The organism is Paralcaligenes ureilyticus (assembly GCF_004346225.1).
GTDB lineage: Bacteria > Pseudomonadota > Gammaproteobacteria > Burkholderiales > Burkholderiaceae_B > Paralcaligenes > Paralcaligenes ureilyticus.
The window spans coordinates 52,600-69,528 of the sequence record NZ_SMAJ01000001.1; the positions used below are offsets into that span (position 1 = coordinate 52,600).

The window sequence follows — 16,929 nt, forward strand, 5'->3', positions numbered from 1 at the left end:
GGATCAAGCACGCCGTGCCGGCCCCGCCCCGGCCTCCATAGACGGCGTCTTCAAATACCAAAACGGCCAAGCCAAATCCCATGCCGTATACCGCTTGACCAAAAATGCTCTAACGGAACACAACAGTCTTGCAACCGTTCAGAATAATTCTATGTTCGGCATGCCACTTGACCGCATGCGCCAAGGCAATGCATTCGGCGTCCCGCCCAATGTTGGCGAGTGTTTCGGGGTCGAAGGCATGGTCGACGCGGATGACCTCCTGTCCGATTATCGGTCCTTCGTCGAGTTCAGCCGTTACGTAGTGCGCGGTCGCGCCGATCACTTTTACGCCGCGCTCGTAGGCCTGATGATAGGGCCTGGCTCCCTTGAACCCGGGTAGGAACGAGTGATGAATATTGATCGCGCGCCCTACAAGCCTGGCGCAGAAATTGTCGGAGAGGATCTGCATATAACGCGCAAGCACCACAAAATCCGACTTCGTCGACTCGATCACATCGAGAACCCTGTCCTCCTGCTCGGCTTTCTTGCTCTGATCTACAGGAAAACAATGGAAGGGTATGTTGTACGAAGCAGCAAGCGGGTAAAAATCGGGGTGATTCGAGACAATGGCGCGGATATCGACGTGCAGCAATCCGGACCTGTGCCGGAACAATAAATCGTTCAGGCAATGTCCGAACTTCGACACCATGATCACAACACCCGGCCTGATTGCCGTGTCGTTCAAGCTCCACTGCATCGCAAAGGCATCCGCCAATTCCGTGAACTCGCCGGCGAGCCGTTCAAGGCTATGCGTACCGGAAAAACATACCCGAATGAAAAACCGGTTGTTGCTTACATCGCCGAACTGGGCGCTATCGAGAATATTACAACCGCGGTCGGCCAGGAATCCTGCGACGGCGTGAACGATGCCGGGGCGATCCAGGCACGATAAGAGCAAAACAAATTTTTTACACACGGCTTCCATAAACCCCTGTCCAAAATCAAGCCTTGAATTCTTCGATGGCATCGACAAGCCATTCCAGGATGCTGAGCGCAAAGCTGCGCGGCACCAATATGTGGAAGCTGCCTGGCGCGGTTTTGACGATCAGCACGTGCACGGCATGCAACCCTGTCGCAACGACACGTCCTGTCGCGAAAGCCACGTCGGAGAAATCGATGCCTATCCCCTTCTCGAGCACAACATGGGAATCGTCGCCGCAAAGCGCGATCGCAACGATTCGGCCAAAGGAAAGATCGGTCACCGCAGCCAGGCTGCCCAGTTCGCTTTTCAGTGCAAAGGCAAGCGCGGTGCCGGTACCGGGCGCCGTCGCGATTTGCCAGGTATCGGGTGCAATCGGCATCATCGAGACCGGCCCGGATATCGAAGCCAGCCCGGGCGCGCCAGGCGCCGCGACGCCGGCAATGCGCGCGATGCTCGGCGCAATGTCGGGCGATCCGGCATAGGCGGCAACCAGCACGCAATCGACCGGAAGCTCCGACAGCTCCATGCGATGCAAGCGAAGGGGAAGCTCTCCGGTAGCCGGCGATCCCGCCAGCGCGCTTCGGTATTGAAGAGAATGATCAGCCATGCAGTTTTTCCCCGGAAGGATCGTAGAACACCGGCTCGCCCACCACCACTTCACATGTGTAGTTGTGCAAGGGCGACCATGCGGTCAACTTCTGGCCTATAAGTGCGCGGCCGTTCTTGATGAACGCAATCCCGATATGCGTGTCCAGCGTTGGGCTATACGTAGACGACGAGATCCAGCCCAGCGATGCCGCCCCGGCCATGGGCTCCTTGACGATAGCCGAGCCGGCAATGATTTTTGCGCCCGGCGATGTTGACATCACACCAACGAGCTTCGGCCGTTCCGGCGATATCAGGCCTTCGCGACGCATCAGCGGCTTGCCGATAAAGGGTTCGGCCTTGCTCGCCAATTTGCCCAGGCCCAGGTCGTCGGCGGTCGTTCTTCCATCGATCTCCGGTCCCGCCACGTGGCCCTTCTCGATCCGCATGACCCCCATCGCTTCCGTGCCGTAGGGCGTGATTCCCAACGGCTTGCCCGCTTCGAGCAACCGCATCCAAAGCGCCATGCCGTATCCCGCCGGGATGTTCAATTCATATGCCATTTCGCCCGAGTAGCTCAGACGGAATACATTTAGTGGTATATGGGCCAGGCTTGTTTCCAGCACGCCCATGTGGGGCAGCGCCGCATCCGACACATCGACACCGGGAAGCAACGCCTCCAGGACAGTGCGGCTCTTGGGGCCGGCCAGCGCGATCTGCGCGTACTGATCCGTGAGCGATGTCACTCGCACGCGTAGTTTTTGATACGCCGTGGCAAGCAGGAATTCCAGATCGGACAATACTTTGCCCGCATGGGCCGTGGTGGTGGTCATGAAGAACCGGTCTTCCGCGAACCGCGATGTGGTGCCGTCATCCAGTACGATGCCGTCGTCGCGCAGCATCAATCCATAACGCGCGCGGCCAGGCTTCAGGGTGGAGAACCGGTTGCTGTATACCAGATCAAGGAATCTTGCCGCATCCGGCCCCTGGACGTCGATTTTCCCCAATGTGGAAACATCGACGATTCCAACCCCGCGGCGTACGGCAAGCGTTTCACGCCGCCATGCCTGCGCATAGGTTTCACCCGGGCCGACATAGGTCTTGGGCCGCAACCATTGTCCCGCCGATGCCATGACCGCGCCGTTGTCCAGGTGCCACTGGTGCATAGGGGAGAGCCGCGTGGCGGAAAAACCTTTACCTATCTGACGGCCCACGAACGCACCGAGCGTCACCGGCGTGTAGGGAGGCCGGAAGGTGGTGGTCCCGACGACCGGAATCGGCTCTTGCCGCGCAAGCGCCATGAGGGCGAGCCCATTGATGTTGCTGGTCTTTCCCTGATCCGTACCCATGCCCAGCGTCGTGTAACGCTTCAGATGCTCCACCGAGCGGAAATTTTCACGAGCGGCCAGCGCCACATCGTTCACCGTTACGTCGTCCTGGAGATCGACGAATTGCTTCGCCTTGGCGCCCAGGCGCTGCGGCGCAAGCCAAAAAGCCTCGATATCCAGGTCAGGCTCGTCGCCCTCCACGATCACGTCCGGCGTTTGCTGCTTCAGTCCCAGATCCGCGCACGCCGACACCGCCGCGGCGGCACCGTCCTTCAACACCTCACGCAGTTGAAATACGCCGCGCGCGGCGCCGGCGGAAATGGCCGCCTGCTTGCCTGGCCCAGGGATGAAGGTGGCAATGCGTTCATCGTAGACGGCCTTGCCGCCCGATTGCGAATGCAGGTGCAGCGAAGGAGCCCAACCCCCGGCCGTGCCGATGACATCGCATGCGATGCTTGTCCCGCGGCCACTGTCGCGCAAAGCGATTTCGGCACCCTTGACGCAGCCGCTGCCCAGCGCCCGCAACACAATGGATCCCAGGTGCACGGGGATACCCAAGGATCGGGCTTGTTCCATGATCGCCGCCGGAATCGCACGCCGCACGTCGACAATAGCTGCAACGTCGATGCCGAGCCTGGCAAGATCGAATGCAGCCGAGTAGGCACTGTTATTGTTGACGAACAGCACAATGCGCCGGCCGGCCGCCACGCCATAACGGTTGGCATAGGTGCGAATGGCGGATGCCAGCATGACGCCCGGCAAATCGTTGTTTCCAAAAACCAGCGGGCGTTCAATCGCACCGGTGGCAAGCACGACGCGTTTAGCGCGGATATGCCATAGCCGCTGGCGGGGCACGTGCGGCCCGGGTACCGCAACATGATCGGCCACGCGTTCGATCAGGGACACCATATTATGGTCGTAATAGCCGAAAGCCGTGGTGCGAGGCAAAACAGTGACGCGGCTATTGGTGGATAAGCCGGCAGCCATGTCGTGCGCCCACTGCGCAGCGGGGATCTTGTCGATACGCGTGCCCTGGCCCAACAGCGAACCGCCCAGGCTTGCATTTTCATCGACGAGAAAAACCTTTGCCCCCGCTCGCATCGCCACGCCGGCTGCGGCCAGGCCGGCTGCGCCCGCGCCGACGACAAGGACGTCGCAGCAGGCAAACCGTTTCTCGTAACGATCCGGATCGTCTTGCCTTGTCGCCACGCCCATGCCCGCCGCATTGCGAATCACGCGTTCGTAGCTTGGCCATAGCCGTGCGGGCCACATAAAGGTTTTGTAATAAAACCCGGCCGGAAACAAGGGCGACAGCAGGTTGTTGACGGCCATCAGGTCGAACTTCAACGATGGCCAGCGATTCTGGCTTTCCGCCACGAGCCCTTCATACAGTTCAATAGCCGTGGCGCGAGTATTGGGCTCGGCTCGCGCGCCGCTGCGCAAGCGCACCAGTGCATTGGGCTCTTCGACGCCGGCGGCGACGATACCGCGCGGACGGTGATACTTGAAACTGCGGCCTATGAGTTTTACTCCATTGGCCATTAATGCGGATGCCAGCGTATCTCCCGGATGGCCTTCGTAGCGCACGCCATCGAACAAAAACGAAATGGCCTTCGAGCGATCGACCAGGCCGCCCTGCTCCAGGCGAAAGGCTTGCTTCATTGCGACTCCCGTTGGGCAAGGGCGTGTGCCAGCGAGACGCCGGCAATATCATGGGTGAGCGTATCGCGCTCGACCTTTATCCAACTGCGGCAGCCCAAGGCATGTTGCCAATATTCCGTATGTGGCCCCTTGGGATTGTCGCGCAGATAAACATAGGCAAACCACTCGGACTCGGGCGCGTCGTCGGCCGGGCGCAATACGGTTGCATCCGAGCCATAGTTGAATTCGGTGTGATTGCGCGGCCCGCAAAACGGGCAATTGATGAGAAGCATTGCAAAGGCCTTACTGTGCGCTGGGGATTGGGCCGCTGCCCTTTTCGTCGATAGTGAAGCCGCGCTCGAACCGATCCATGTTGAAGCCTCGATTGAGTTCGTGCGGCTCGTCGTGAGCAATCGTGTGGGCGAACACCCATCCGGACGCCGGTGTTGCCTTGAAGCCGCCGTAACACCAGCCGCCGTCGATATAAAAATTCTGCAATGGCGTTTTGCTGATGATCGGACTGCCGTCCATCGTCATATCCATGATGCCCCCCCAATGCCGCATCATTCGCAGACGGCTGATGAAGGGAAACATTTGCATTGCGCAAGCTGTCGCATGCTCGAGAATCGACAGATTCCCCTTTTGGGCATAGCTGTTATAGAAATCCAGATCGCCGCCCATGACCAGCTCGCCTTTGTCGGATTGGCTCATGTAGAAATGACCGGCACCGTAGGTCACGACCGTATGGATGATCGGTTTGACCGGCTCGCTGACGAACGCTTGCAGTAAATGGCTTTCGATCGGCAGGGTGAAGCCGGCCATCCTGGCCAATTGACTGGTATGGCCGGCTACGGCGATGCCCACCTGGCGGGCTCCGATAAAACCCTGATTCGTCTCTATTCCCCTGACCCTGCCGCCTTCCTGCTTGATCGCAATACATTCGCAGTTTTGCAGGATATCGACGCCGAGCGCATTGGCCGCTCGCGCATAACCCCACGCTACCGCATCATGACGGGCAACGCCGCCGCGCTTTTGCAATAGGCCGCCGATCACGGGATAGCGGGGCCGCTCGCTGCTGTCGAGCAGAGGGACCATTTCTTCGACTTGCTTGCGATCGAGCCATTCCGCATCGATGCCATTAATGCGCATTGCGTTGCCGCGACGAATATAGGCGTCTTGCTGCGCATCGGTGTGCGCAAGATTGAGAACGCCGCGCTGGCTGAACATCACGTTGTAATTGAGCTCCTGGCTCATCGTCTCCCACAGCTTGAGCGACCAGTCATAGAACCGCGCGTTGGTGTCGAGCAGGTAGTTGGAACGAATCAGTGTCGTATTGCGGCCCGTGTTGCCGCCCCCGATCCAACCTTTTTCCACTACCGCGATATTTTTGACGCCATGAAGCTTGGCAAGATAATAGGCCGTCGCAAGGCCATGCCCTCCCCCCCCAACGATGATGACATCGTAATGTTTCTTCGGTACGGGTGAATCCCACGCCGGCATCCAGCCCCGGTGGTGGCTGAAAGCATTACGTGCGAGGGAGAAAAATGAATACTTCATGAGTATTGGCGGTCAAGAAAAGGTTTATTGCTGGAACAGTTCCAGTAAGCCTGACGACCAGGGGCTTGGGCAAGCACCATCAAAGAAAGACGAGGGGTGAATAAGATTTATTAATACCCGGGCAGAGGGGAAGCACTTAATAAGAATTACTAATGCTTATAGGCAATCTTCCGTTATAAGGCGGCAAGAAATCATGGACTTCGACGAAACTGCGCCATGACACGCATCAACTCCACCAAGACTTGCAACGAGACAGACGCTCATGAAAAATTTCCCGGTTGTATTTGGTATTGATCTGGACGCCGAGTCAAGCTGGCTTGGGAAGTCCCCCGAAAACGCCGGCAAGCCGGTGCTTCTTTCGCATGGTACATACGAAATCCGGGAAGGCCTGAAATCCCTCCTGGATGTGCTCGATCGGCACGACGTGCGCTCGACATTCTTCATTCCCGGGCTGATCGCACACCGTCATCCCGAGGCCGTCACGGAAATTTTCCGGCGCGGCCACGAGGTCGCAAGCCATGGCTACAACCATTTGTCGCCGCCGCTTCTCGATGCCGGTCAGGAAAGAAAAGAGTTGGCCTCCGGCATCGAGACCCTGGAGAAAATAACAGGCCGCCGTCCGGTGACATGGCAAGCCCCCTCGTGGGAAATCACCGCTCGCACCATCGATTATCTGATCGACGAAGGGGTTTCGGTTTCCAGCAATTTTCACGACAGCACCCGGCCCTACCGCCATGTTCGCAACGGCGTGCCGCTTCCTCTGGTTGAACTACCGGTCGAGTGGCACTTGGCCGATGCCCCTTTCTTCTTGTACGGCGGGATGCCGGGCCGGCAAATCTGGCCGCCCCTGACTGTGGAGGAAATGTGGAAAGAAGATTTTCGCGGCCTCTACGAGCGGGAGGGGTCGTATTTTCGCTTGGCGCTGCATGTTCAGCTCATTGCTCACCCAGGACGGCTTCGCATGCTTGAACGTTTCATCCAATTTATAAAGGAACATCCAAATGCGTACTTTACCCGTTGTGATGAGCTTGCTGCCACGATTGCCTAGCAATCGGGCCATATGGGCTTTCCTGTTTGCCTTATCCCTTTTCTCGGGGCCCGGAGCCGCCACCGCGGCGGGCTATCCCGAAAAGCCGGTTTCCATCATCGTGCCGTTTGCCGTGGGAACCGCAACCGATAGCATTGTCCGCCTGCTCGCCAAAGGTTTGCACGCCAAACTCGGCGTTCCGTTCATTGTCGAGAATCGCCCTGGCGCGAGCGGCATTATCGGAACCGATCGCGGCGCGAGATCGAAGCCGGATGGCTACACGCTGCTGGCCGCCTCGGGCACCACGATGTCGCAAAACCCTTGGTTCTTCAAGAAAATCCCCTACAACCCAGCCACTGACCTCAGGCCCATCGCACGTATTGGCGGGTTTCCGCTAGCCGTTGTGGTGCGCCAGGAAGCGCCATGGAAAACCATGGCCGGGTTCCTGGATGCGGCTCGCACGACCACGAAATCGTTCTCCTACGGAACCGCCTACGGCATGCAAACCGTGTGCGGGGAGCTTTTGAAAAAAAATGCCAAGCTCGACTTGATTTCAGTACCATACAAAGGCACTCCGCAGGCGATTACCGACCTCCTCGGCGGGCAAATCGATTTCATGTGCGCCGAATTCGCGACCAGTCTGAATGCCATCAGGGGCCATCAATTGCGCGCATTGGCCATCTTGACCGACAAACGATCGCGCTACCTCCCCGATGTGCCCACCATGAAGGAACTGGGCTTGAATTTCGTCCCCGAAATGCACTCCTGGATTGGCTTGCTTGCCCCCAGCGGTACCCCCACGCAAAATATCGAAACCATCAGCCGGGCAGTCCTGGAAGTTGCGGCGGCCCCCGAATTTTCAAGCGCGCTCGATTCGATCGGATTTGAGCTCGCCACACTCAACGCATCGGATTTCGGTAAATTCCTGAAAAAAGATCGTGCCATATGGGGTGAACAAATCAAACAAGCCGGCATCGCACCTCAATAAACAGCCGTATCGGACTGCCCGGAGCCTACGCCCACACTACCGTATCGCGTATTATGCAAGGTCGCCAAACCGAAAAGGATTTCCGGCATGCGCAATCGCTTCACAATCGAACTCAGTTCCATGAGGGTGTTCCTGGCGGTCAGCGAAATGGGCAGTATGACGACAGCGGCCAGGAAGCTGGGGATGACGCAGTCCGCCGTCTCGCAGGCTATCCGCCAGATGGAGGAAGGCCTGGGCGTGATATTGATCGATCGGGAGTTCCGCCCGCTGCAACTCACCTCGTCGGGCACGATACTGCGCCAGCATGCGCACCGGATACTGGCCGACACAGATCACCTGACATCTGCGCTTCAAGCCGGCGGCACGGTACCCGGACTGCGCATGGGCATGCTCGATTCCTTTGCGGCAACAGTCGGACCCTCGCTCATCCGCACCGTTAGCGAGTACGCACGCGATGTTTTCGTTTATCAGGGCTTTTCACCCGAACATCTACGCGGATTCCGCGCGCGTGAACTGGATATCGTCATATCCGGCGAACTGCTCAACTGCAAAGCTGAAGAACTCAGCCTTTTGCTTCTTCGCGAGCCCTTTGTTCTGGTTCTTCCGAAAGAGCATTCGGAATATGCACAGCATTCAAACCTGAAGCAAATCGCGCGCAACCTGCCGCTGGTTCGATACAGCGCACGCTCCACGGCGGGGCTCCTGACCGACCGCTACCTGGAAAAATTGGGCCTGATCAATCAGCGCCGCCTGGAAGTTGAAACGGCCGAAGTCCTGTGCAGCCTGGTCGCAGCGGGCGTTGGCTGGGCAATCACCACCCCGTTGCACTTGCTCCAGGGCAGACCACAGTTTGAAGGGATTTCGGTGCAGCCCTTGCCCGAGGAAGGAATCAGCCGCGATCTCTCGCTTTTGGTGCGCCGGGACGAGTTTGAGACCATGGGGCGTGCGCTTACAAAACGAACGCACGAGATCCTTCGGGCCGAATGCCTGCCGCCGCTCTTCGCCCTCATGCCATGGCTGAAAGGAGTCATGAAGGCTGGAGACGACATCGGGGACTGACCGCCATCGTCTTTACTCGGGCTTCAGGCCGATGGCCGCCGCGAGCTCACGATATTTGCCGATCTCGGCTTTCATGAATCGGAGCAGCTCATCCGGGCTTCCCCCAATGGGCAAAATATACAGATTACCGAAGGCTTTCTGCAACTGCGTCGACTTCAGCGCCGCAACCGTTGCCGCATGCAAACGCGCGACGACCTCGTGCGGTGTACCGTGCGGCGCCAGCAGGCCCACCCAATTGCTGTCGACGAAGCCCGGCAGGCCTGCCTGCGCCATCGTCGGCACCGTCGGCATGGTCGCCAAACGGTCTGGCGAGAGCACCGATATGGCTTTCAGCTTGCCGGACTTTATCAGGTCGACCATGGGCTGGGGCGAACTGAAAGAATACTGGATCTGACCGGCGATCAAATCCGAAATCATCGGCCCGCTACCTTTATAAGGCACATGCACCGTATTGATGTCTGCGGCCAGATTGAACCGCAGGCCGATCAGATGGGGTTGCGAATACTGGCCGCCCGATCCGTAGTTGATCTTCCCCGGATGCGCCTTCGCATAGGCGATCAGCTCGGTCAGCGTATTCGGGGGAAAGGATGACGACGCCACCAGCATGTTCGGTAGCCAGCCCACTTGCGAAATCGGCTCCAGATCCTTGAGAGGATCATAGGTCATCACCGCAGACGTCACCGGCGCAATCGTCAACTCGGCAGAGGTTCCGAACAACAAGGTATATCCATCGGGCGTCGATCGGGCGACCAGATTCGTGCCGATTCTGCCGGTCGCTCCAGGCCGATTTTCGACCACCACGGCCTGACCCAGTTGCTGCGACAGCTGCGTTGCGAATATCCGCGCCGCAACATCTGTGCCGCCGCCAGGGGCATAACCGACGATGAGCCTGACAGGTTTGGATGGCCACGTTGCCTGCGCCATGCCTGTTGCGGGGGCAGCCAGCATGCATAGGGTTCCAAGTACGGTTAACCAGCGTTGCAGGGACATAGACATCTCCGTTGATTATCCATTGACAGAAGTAAAATGACGCAGCCAGTTGCCGCCAAGCACCGCCGCGGTCTGTTCGCGGGTATAGCCGCGGTCGAACATGCCCTGGGTGAAGTTGGCCAGTTCAAGAATCGTGCTCAGGCCGCGCGGGTAGTCCTGGGTCAGGAACTCGTCGACGCTGCCAAAAATATCCGGACGCCGCGTTCGCCATAGGACGGACGCCGGCATCAGCTTCTTCGCGGCCTTGTAGCCTTCGGTGAAGTCCAGTCCCAGGCCGACGTTCTCGACGCCGACGGTTCGGATCCAGTGCTCACCGTGGTCCAGCATGTCGTTGAGCGTCGGATCGGCGGCTCTGACGCTGCGCGGCAGGCCACACACGCCCATGACACCGCCCTTTTGCCCGATCGCCCGCGCCGTTTCGTCGCGGGTGTTGCGGTCATTGGCGTTCACGGTGTAGGCGTTGGAATGCGTGCACACCGGATGCCTGGCCCGCACGACGCCTTCGGCTCGGGCGCGATGTCCCGCATGCGACAGATCCAGGATGAGGTCCAGCTCATTGACCGCGTCGATCAGTTCTTCGCCGGCAAAGGTCAGCCCCGCGTCGCGCCGTTCGCCGCAACCGTCGGCAAATAAGGTAGCCCCCGTATAGGCCAGGCCGAAATAGCGCATGCCCATGCGAGCCATCGTGCGCAGCCGGTGAAAATCCAGATCGACCATGGCCGATCCTTGCGTGCCGACGATGACCGCCAGCCGGCCTTGCTTACGCGCCGACTCGATCTGTGCGCCGTTTGTCGCCAGCGCAAGATGCGAACTTTTGGCGATCTTTTCCAGGCCGACATCGAAATTGCGCAACGCATCGCCCCAGTTCTGGTCAGTGCCGAACGTGACGTTCACTGCATTCACGCCCGCCTGCAAGCAGCGTTCGGCCCAAGGCTCGTCCAGGACATAGAAGAGCGACAGACAATCGAAAACAAATGTTTCCTGCGTAAAGCGCTTCGCTTCGCTACTGGCCTGTGGAATGGCTGAAGATCCTTGCATGACGGGTATTCCTTGAAATGGATGTCGGATGGCAGTCAATACGGCGTCGCAGTATGCCGCCCTTATTCGGGCTTGATGCCCAATTGGGCTGCAAGCTGCCGATACCGGTCGGTTTCGGATTGCAGGAAGCGGCCGAATTCTTCCGGCGTGCTGGCGATTGGCTGGATATATAGTTCCTTGAGCGTCTTGCGGACTTCCGGCGCGGCCAATGCAGATTGCAATACCGCATGCAAACGGGTAACAATCGCCGCAGGCGTATGGGCAGGCGCGAGCAGCCCGAACCACGTGCCGTTATCGAAACCGGGAAATCCCTGTTCGTCCATCGTCGCAACGTCAGGCAGTGCCGGCAGACGATGCGGCGCCGCGATGGCCAGCGCCTTGAGCTTTCCAGCCTGCACATAGGCCAGAGAGGCTCCCGGAGAACTAAAGGCATACTGCAGCAACCCGCTGGTCAGATCGATCAGCATGGGGCCACCCCCCTTATAGGGAACATGAGTCGTCTCGATTCCCGCGGCGAAATTGAATTGCTGGCCCAGGAGATGCGGAATCGAATTGTGCCCACCCGAGCCGTAATTCAATTTTCCGGGATGAGCCTTGGCGTCCGCGACCAGCTCGCTCAATGTGTTGGGCGCAAATTCAGGCGACGCAACCACCATTCCCAGGCTTTTGCTGATGAGCATGACAGGCTGCAGATCTTTGAGAGGATCGTAAGCCAGCGATTTGACGGTAATAGGCGCTGCAGTCAGTTCGGCGCCCGTGCCGAACAAAAGGGTGTAGCCGTCGGGTTTTGCCCGCACCACCGAAAGCGTGCCTATCCTGCCGCTTGCACCAGGCCGGTTCTCTACGATGACCTGCTGCCCCAGGCTGCGAGACATACGCTCGGCCAGGACCCGGGCGGTCGTATCTGTGCCGCTGCCTGGCGGATACGAAACAATCAGTTTTATCGGATCGGCGGGCCAGCCTGGGGTCTGCGCCCGCACCATGGGCGAGCCAAACATGACAAGTAGTGCGGCGAGCACACTTACCGCCCGCCTCGTTGTGTTGGGAAGCTGCATTCTCACAAACTTTTTTCCTAAAAATGGCGGGTAACGAGCTTGAACAAGGGGTTTTACTATAGATTGCACTACCCCGGCTCACAAACTGCATGAGCCAAATTACTGCTTCGCAGTATTTTCTTTAATGGCGTGACATTCCACGAACTACGCGCAAAAAGTCACGAACTCGCTCAAATCAATGCGGCTGGTCGTGAACCGATTCGCCAGACAGCCGGTGTCTTCATAACCCATGGACATGCCGCAAACCACCACTTGATCATCGCCGATGCCAAGAAGGCTTTTGACTATATCGGGATAATTCGCCAGAGCCGCCTGCGGGCAGGTATGCAGACCGCAGCCCCGGGCCGCGACCATGATGTTCTGCAAGAACATGCCATAGTCCAGCCAACTGCCTTTTTCAAGGTCGTTGTCGATCGTGAAGATGAACACGACAGGCGCCTGGAAAAACAGATAGTTCTTTCCGTGCTGCCGCGCCGTCGCCTCCCGGTCGCCTTTGCGTATGCCGAGCGTTCCGTACAGGCCCCAGCCCGTTTCGCGCCGCCTTTCTATATAAGGGCTGCGCCAGGCGACCGGATAATATTCGTACTCCCGAGTTTCGGGCCGCTTTTGATTGTGCGCGTCGACCAGCGCCCTCGAGAGTTCATCGCGCTTGGTTCCGGTTACGACATGCACCTTCCATGGCTGGATATTGTTGCCGCTGGGCGCCCGGGCCGCGGCGGCAAGTATTTTTTCGATCAGGCTTATGTCGACGGCTTTTGGCAAGAAGCCCCTGACGCTTTTACGCGAGGTAATAGCGTCCAGAACGATTTGAGATGTATCCATTATTTGGCTTGTCCTTCCAACAAATGGCGTCGTGATAGATAGCGGGCGTGGCAGCCACAAAGGGTGCCGCTACATAAACACACCCGCCGCATGTAGTGGCAGCCCTTGTGGCTGCCAAGCGCTAATAATAATCATCTTCACGCGGATGAGGTGAATCGCCGGCTTTCATACAAATATGGCACCCACAAGGGGTGCCACTACAGGAACATACCTGCCGGTAAATATGGCGCCAATCAGGCCGCGACCGTCAATTCCTCGCGAGCCTCGACGAGCTTGTGCAGCTCGTCGCCCAGATAGGCGGCTATCGTACGCATGCCGAAAAGGCCTGCCTCGGCTTCGGCGGCGCTGTTGTAGTTGGTATTGGTATTGACGTCGTAGGTGTAGATTTCGCCGCGCGAATCGGTAATGAATTCGATACCCGAAATGCCGATACCGTTATCGCCGATAAAGCGGCGATAGCGCTCGGTGATCGGATTATTGAACCCTTCGATGATCTGAAAGCGCGGCGCGGCGGGCGTGGGCGCCGTTTCGCCGACGGGGCAAAACGCGTCGCCCACCTGGCACACATCGGCCGGGCAGAGCTCGAAGCCCAGCGAGGTATCGACACGCACCGCATACAGGAAGCGGCCGCCGATGAATTCGACACGGGTGATGTAAGGCTCCGGAGAACGGATATATTCCTGAATCAGGGTGATCCCGTCGATGGAGTCCTCGAATTCCGGGCTTTCAACGTGTTTTTTCAATGCGTCCACGCTGTGGAACAGGTGCACGCCAAGCCCCTTGCCGGCACGATTATGTTTCGTAATGAACGATCCATGCATTTTGCCCGCAGCGGCAATGATGTTGTCATGGCCCACCGCCGCGATGGTGTAGGGCGTGCGGATGCCGTAGTTGGCCAGGGCGGCGTACTGCCCAATTTTACTGACCTCGAGCTGCAACGCACGGCTGTTGTTGACGACGCGGCGGCCATGCGACTCGAGCCAGGCCAGCACGCCGGCGGTGTATTCTGGAGCGTAGCGATGGCCGCGGCTATGCGACGAAGCGCTCATGCGGTTATAAAACACGCCTTCAGGCGGCGCGCTGGAAAGATCCAGCAGGCCTTCGTTTAAAAACCATTCCTCGTAGGGCAGATCAAGCTCGGCAAACGCGGCGCGCAGCGGCTCGACCCATACGGCATTTTCGTGAATCACATAGATTTTCGGCATGATCGTCTTTTGATGATGCGCACGGCGCGGATACGCCTGCGCGCTAATTGGACTTAGCCAGCATAGCGATTCGACCCCCGGTTGAGAACGACGCAATATTCATATGTATATCAGCCTGCGATCTATAGGATGGGCTTTGATTGCGAGTTTTTATATTAGGCGGACGGTGTGGCCGACGGGATATGGCACCCACAAAGGCTGCCGCTACATGGACTGTTTCATTTAGACACAACTTCAACTCAGGCAGAAAATCGCTGCACATCGAACGCCCTTGTCGCATACATGCCGTAATTTCATTCAATAGCGGATCAAATTCTTTTAATTCCGTGCATTAAACGCCTGTCTCGCGCTTGCGCATACGCGCCACACTCCCTACTATCGCTGCAATTCGTCGATCGGCGCCCGTCGCCGCCACCGTTTAAATCCCATTCATCCCCTCACTGGCTTCTTATGATTCATCCTATTTACACCCTGATTGTCAGCATCGGATGCAGCGTCGCCGTATCGGTACTGCTAAAGGTGGCGCGTCAGCAAAGAATTGAAATCGGCCAAGCGATTGCCGTCAATTACGTGATCGCGGCCGCTTTATGCTTGTTCATTCTGCAGCCCAATCCGGCGTCGCTGCTCAAACCCAGCACACCGTGGTGGGTACTGATCGCGCTTGGTGTGTTGCTGCCCGGCATATTCCTCGCCATGGCGGGCGCCGTCCGGCATGCGGGGATCGTCTTGAGCGATGCCGCGCAACGCCTCTCGCTGTTCCTCCCGCTAATCGCTGCCTTTCTCCTCTTTGGCGAAGCGCCATCGACGGGCAAGCTGATCGGCATCGCCACCGCGCTAATCGCCCTGGCCTGCCTGCTGATCCGCCCCCGCACAACAGGCAACGGCGGCAACCTGGGTAAAACAGCAGCCCTGCTGTTATGCGTTTGGGTGGGCTACGGCACCATCGACATCCTGTTCAAGCAGCTTGCCAAAAGCGGTGCGGTATTTTCCAGCAGCCTGTTTGCGACCTTTGTGCTCGCCGGCGTGCTCATGCTGCTGTTCCTGACGATCCAACGCAGTTCGTGGAGCCTGCGCAACATCGTGGCTGGCGTAATTCTGGGTCTGCTCAATTTCGGCAATATCTATTTTTATATCCGCGCGCACCAGGTCTTTCCGCACAACCCGACTCTGGTATTCTCGGCCATGAATATCGGCGTAATTTCAGTAGGCACGCTGGTAGGCGCCGGTTTTTTCAAGGAAAAGCTGTCCTGGTTCAATGTGCTGGGCATAGGGCTGGCGATTGCTGCGATTGTGATCCTTATCCCAAAATAGGCCTATAGACGCAAGCGCTAATTTAATGGGCTGTGGCACCCACAAGGGGTGCCGCTACCAAGGAGTACCGCTACGACCCGGTTTCCGGCGGAGGATCCCGGGACACATCGCGGCTAACGTCGATCCGCGGATCCAGCACAACCGCCGCCGGCGAGCCCTGCATGCTGCCGGGCATAGGCACAAAGCTGGTTGGAGCATCCCCGCTGCGATTCTTGCCAGTGACCTTTCGTGGGTGGATAAAAACAATCATCACCACAGCGCATGCCGACACAAACACATAAAACATGCCGGAACTGATGCCGCGCATCAAGGCACCCACCAACATGGGGCCTATACAAGCACCCACGCCGTAGACCATCAACAAAACCGCGCTCAAGCCTACCCGGCGCTCAGGTTCGATATTGTCGTTGGCAAACGCCGCGCCCAGCGGGTACATCGTGAACTGCAAAATCCCATAAGCGGCCGAGAACGACAGCAAAGCCCAATACGGGAACTGCCACCAGCCCCACAGAGGAATAGTCACCAGCAATAGCAGAAACGCATTGGCGCGAATCAGGCTAGCCCGATTAAGCCGGTCCGCCAACCACCCCATGGGCCACTGCGCCAACAGGCCGGCCGCCACGGCGGCCGCCAGGTACACAGCCGCCTGATTGCTGGACAAACCCGCCTTGACCGCATACACCGCCGCCAGCGCATAAAACGCGCCATTAATATTTCCGGTAATAAAAAAAGCCAGCAGGGACATCGGCACGCGCGCCAGGTAATACTTGATCATGATGGGCGCGGGCAACTGCACCGCAGGGTGCGTGCGCCCAGTCAGCGCGACCGGCACAAGGCACAAGGCGGTGCTCATGGCGACAAACACCAGCGGCTCGTAGTTCAGAAAAGGAAACAGCGTAATGGACAGCTGCCCCGCTACCGTGCCCAGGCCGGAGAACACCATATAGAACGCAAACACACGCCCGCGCAGATGGTTTTCGGTCTGCTCGTTAAGCCAGCTTTCAATCACCATGAACTGCGTAACCATGCCTATGCCCGCGACAAAGCGGCAGGCCAGCCACACCCACAAATTGTCGACGAGCGACTGAACCAGCACGGTGATCGTGACAATCGCGGCGCTGGCCACAAAGGCGCGAATATGGCCGACCCGGATAATCAGCTGGTGGCCAATCCGCGCGCCAAAGACCAGGCCCAGGTAATACGCTGCGATGACCGCGCCCACCCAGAGTTCGGACACCGAAGTGGCGGTGAAACGCAGGCCTACATAGGTGTTGAACAGGCCTGCGCCCGATTGCAGTAAAAGCGTCGCAATGAATAAAGAAAAAAACGAAGCGACCGACTTAAACATAAGCGTGCGGGGTC

At 58.3% G+C, this 16,929-nt stretch carries 15 protein-coding genes; 4 read left to right on the forward strand and 11 right to left on the reverse strand.

Annotated features, from left to right (window positions below; all coding sequences use genetic code 11):
• Positions 1-109: 109 nt before the first annotated feature.
• From purU to EDC26_RS00300, 5 genes are read right to left on the reverse strand one after another with little or no spacing between them, the layout of a single operon-like run.
• A complete protein-coding gene (gene purU / locus EDC26_RS00280) occupies positions 110-964 on the reverse strand; it encodes a formyltetrahydrofolate deformylase (RefSeq protein WP_132579276.1) in 855 nt (284 codons plus the stop codon).
• Between the two features lie 16 nt (positions 965-980).
• Positions 981-1,568: a sarcosine oxidase subunit gamma gene (locus EDC26_RS00285; protein WP_132579277.1), complete on the reverse strand. Its 588-nt coding sequence runs from the start codon at positions 1,566-1,568 to the stop codon at positions 981-983.
• Complete coding sequence (locus tag EDC26_RS00290; RefSeq protein ID WP_132579278.1) at positions 1,561-4,536, reverse strand: sarcosine oxidase subunit alpha family protein; 2,976 nt, start codon at positions 4,534-4,536, stop codon at positions 1,561-1,563. The genes EDC26_RS00285 and EDC26_RS00290 overlap by 8 nt, the downstream gene beginning before the upstream one ends.
• Entirely contained in the window at positions 4,533-4,808 is a 276-nt protein-coding gene (locus EDC26_RS00295) for a sarcosine oxidase subunit delta (RefSeq protein WP_132579279.1), read from the reverse strand. The genes EDC26_RS00290 and EDC26_RS00295 overlap by 4 nt, the downstream gene beginning before the upstream one ends.
• 10 nt (positions 4,809-4,818) lie before the next feature.
• Positions 4,819-6,072 carry a sarcosine oxidase subunit beta family protein gene (locus EDC26_RS00300; RefSeq protein WP_132579280.1) on the reverse strand — a complete coding sequence of 418 codons (1,254 nt, stop codon included), beginning with the start codon at positions 6,070-6,072 and terminating at the stop codon, positions 4,819-4,821.
• A 262-nt stretch (positions 6,073-6,334) separates the two neighbouring features.
• Here EDC26_RS00300 and EDC26_RS00305 point away from each other — a divergent pair, with 262 nt between their 5' ends.
• The 3 genes from EDC26_RS00305 (at position 6,335) to EDC26_RS00315 (ending at position 9,146) form a co-directional block, all read left to right on the forward strand.
• Positions 6,335-7,120 carry a polysaccharide deacetylase family protein gene (locus tag EDC26_RS00305; RefSeq protein ID WP_132579281.1) on the forward strand — a complete coding sequence of 262 codons (786 nt, stop codon included), beginning with the start codon at positions 6,335-6,337 and terminating at the stop codon, positions 7,118-7,120.
• Positions 7,074-8,087 carry a Bug family tripartite tricarboxylate transporter substrate binding protein gene (locus EDC26_RS00310; RefSeq protein ID WP_132579282.1) on the forward strand — a complete coding sequence of 338 codons (1,014 nt, stop codon included), beginning with the start codon at positions 7,074-7,076 and terminating at the stop codon, positions 8,085-8,087. The genes EDC26_RS00305 and EDC26_RS00310 overlap by 47 nt, the downstream gene beginning before the upstream one ends.
• A gap of 87 nt (positions 8,088-8,174) precedes the next feature.
• A complete protein-coding gene (locus EDC26_RS00315; protein WP_132579283.1) occupies positions 8,175-9,146 on the forward strand; it encodes a LysR family transcriptional regulator in 972 nt (323 codons plus the stop codon).
• 12 nt (positions 9,147-9,158) lie between these two features.
• Here EDC26_RS00315 and EDC26_RS00320 read toward each other — a convergent pair whose 3' ends face one another.
• From EDC26_RS00320 to EDC26_RS00340, 5 genes are all read right to left on the reverse strand, one after another.
• A complete protein-coding gene (locus EDC26_RS00320; protein WP_243700729.1) occupies positions 9,159-10,136 on the reverse strand; it encodes a Bug family tripartite tricarboxylate transporter substrate binding protein in 978 nt (325 codons plus the stop codon).
• A gap of 15 nt (positions 10,137-10,151) precedes the next feature.
• Complete coding sequence (locus tag EDC26_RS00325) at positions 10,152-11,174, reverse strand: membrane dipeptidase (protein WP_132579285.1); 1,023 nt, start codon at positions 11,172-11,174, stop codon at positions 10,152-10,154.
• A 62-nt stretch (positions 11,175-11,236) separates the two neighbouring features.
• A complete protein-coding gene (locus EDC26_RS00330; protein ID WP_243700744.1) occupies positions 11,237-12,229 on the reverse strand; it encodes a Bug family tripartite tricarboxylate transporter substrate binding protein in 993 nt (330 codons plus the stop codon).
• 144 nt (positions 12,230-12,373) lie between these two features.
• Positions 12,374-13,051: a nitroreductase gene (locus tag EDC26_RS00335; RefSeq protein WP_132579287.1), complete on the reverse strand. Its 678-nt coding sequence runs from the start codon at positions 13,049-13,051 to the stop codon at positions 12,374-12,376.
• 233 nt (positions 13,052-13,284) lie between these two features.
• Entirely contained in the window at positions 13,285-14,256 is a 972-nt protein-coding gene (locus EDC26_RS00340; RefSeq protein WP_132579288.1) for an ATP-grasp domain-containing protein, read from the reverse strand.
• A gap of 450 nt (positions 14,257-14,706) precedes the next feature.
• Between EDC26_RS00340 and EDC26_RS00345 the strand changes: the two genes are divergently transcribed.
• On the forward strand, positions 14,707-15,567 hold the full coding sequence (locus tag EDC26_RS00345; RefSeq protein WP_207915027.1) for a DMT family transporter: 861 nt from the start codon (positions 14,707-14,709) through the stop codon (positions 15,565-15,567).
• Positions 15,568-15,637: 70 nt separating this feature from the next.
• On the opposite strand, the gene EDC26_RS00350 is transcribed toward EDC26_RS00345, so the two are convergent.
• Positions 15,638-16,915, reverse strand: coding sequence for an MFS transporter (locus EDC26_RS00350; RefSeq protein WP_132579289.1), 1,278 nt, complete (start codon positions 16,913-16,915; stop codon positions 15,638-15,640).
• Positions 16,916-16,929 lie beyond the last annotated feature (14 nt).

Coding starts and splice junctions, on each gene's coding strand:
- purU (WP_132579276.1), bottom strand. CDS start 964: ATGGAAGCCGTGTGTAAAAAATTTGTTTTGCTCTTATCGTGCCTGGAT.
- EDC26_RS00285 (WP_132579277.1), bottom strand. CDS start 1,568: ATGGCTGATCATTCTCTTCAATACCGAAGCGCGCTGGCGGGATCGCCG.
- EDC26_RS00290 (WP_132579278.1), bottom strand. CDS start 4,536: ATGAAGCAAGCCTTTCGCCTGGAGCAGGGCGGCCTGGTCGATCGCTCG.
- EDC26_RS00295 (WP_132579279.1), bottom strand. CDS start 4,808: ATGCTTCTCATCAATTGCCCGTTTTGCGGGCCGCGCAATCACACCGAA.
- EDC26_RS00300 (WP_132579280.1), bottom strand. CDS start 6,072: ATGAAGTATTCATTTTTCTCCCTCGCACGTAATGCTTTCAGCCACCAC.
- EDC26_RS00305 (WP_132579281.1), top strand. CDS start 6,335: ATGAAAAATTTCCCGGTTGTATTTGGTATTGATCTGGACGCCGAGTCA.
- EDC26_RS00310 (WP_132579282.1), top strand. CDS start 7,074: ATGCGTACTTTACCCGTTGTGATGAGCTTGCTGCCACGATTGCCTAGC.
- EDC26_RS00315 (WP_132579283.1), top strand. CDS start 8,175: ATGCGCAATCGCTTCACAATCGAACTCAGTTCCATGAGGGTGTTCCTG.
- EDC26_RS00320 (WP_243700729.1), bottom strand. CDS start 10,136: ATGTCCCTGCAACGCTGGTTAACCGTACTTGGAACCCTATGCATGCTG.
- EDC26_RS00325 (WP_132579285.1), bottom strand. CDS start 11,174: ATGCAAGGATCTTCAGCCATTCCACAGGCCAGTAGCGAAGCGAAGCGC.
- EDC26_RS00330 (WP_243700744.1), bottom strand. CDS start 12,229: ATGCAGCTTCCCAACACAACGAGGCGGGCGGTAAGTGTGCTCGCCGCA.
- EDC26_RS00335 (WP_132579287.1), bottom strand. CDS start 13,051: ATGGATACATCTCAAATCGTTCTGGACGCTATTACCTCGCGTAAAAGC.
- EDC26_RS00340 (WP_132579288.1), bottom strand. CDS start 14,256: ATGCCGAAAATCTATGTGATTCACGAAAATGCCGTATGGGTCGAGCCG.
- EDC26_RS00345 (WP_207915027.1), top strand. CDS start 14,707: ATGATTCATCCTATTTACACCCTGATTGTCAGCATCGGATGCAGCGTC.
- EDC26_RS00350 (WP_132579289.1), bottom strand. CDS start 16,915: ATGTTTAAGTCGGTCGCTTCGTTTTTTTCTTTATTCATTGCGACGCTT.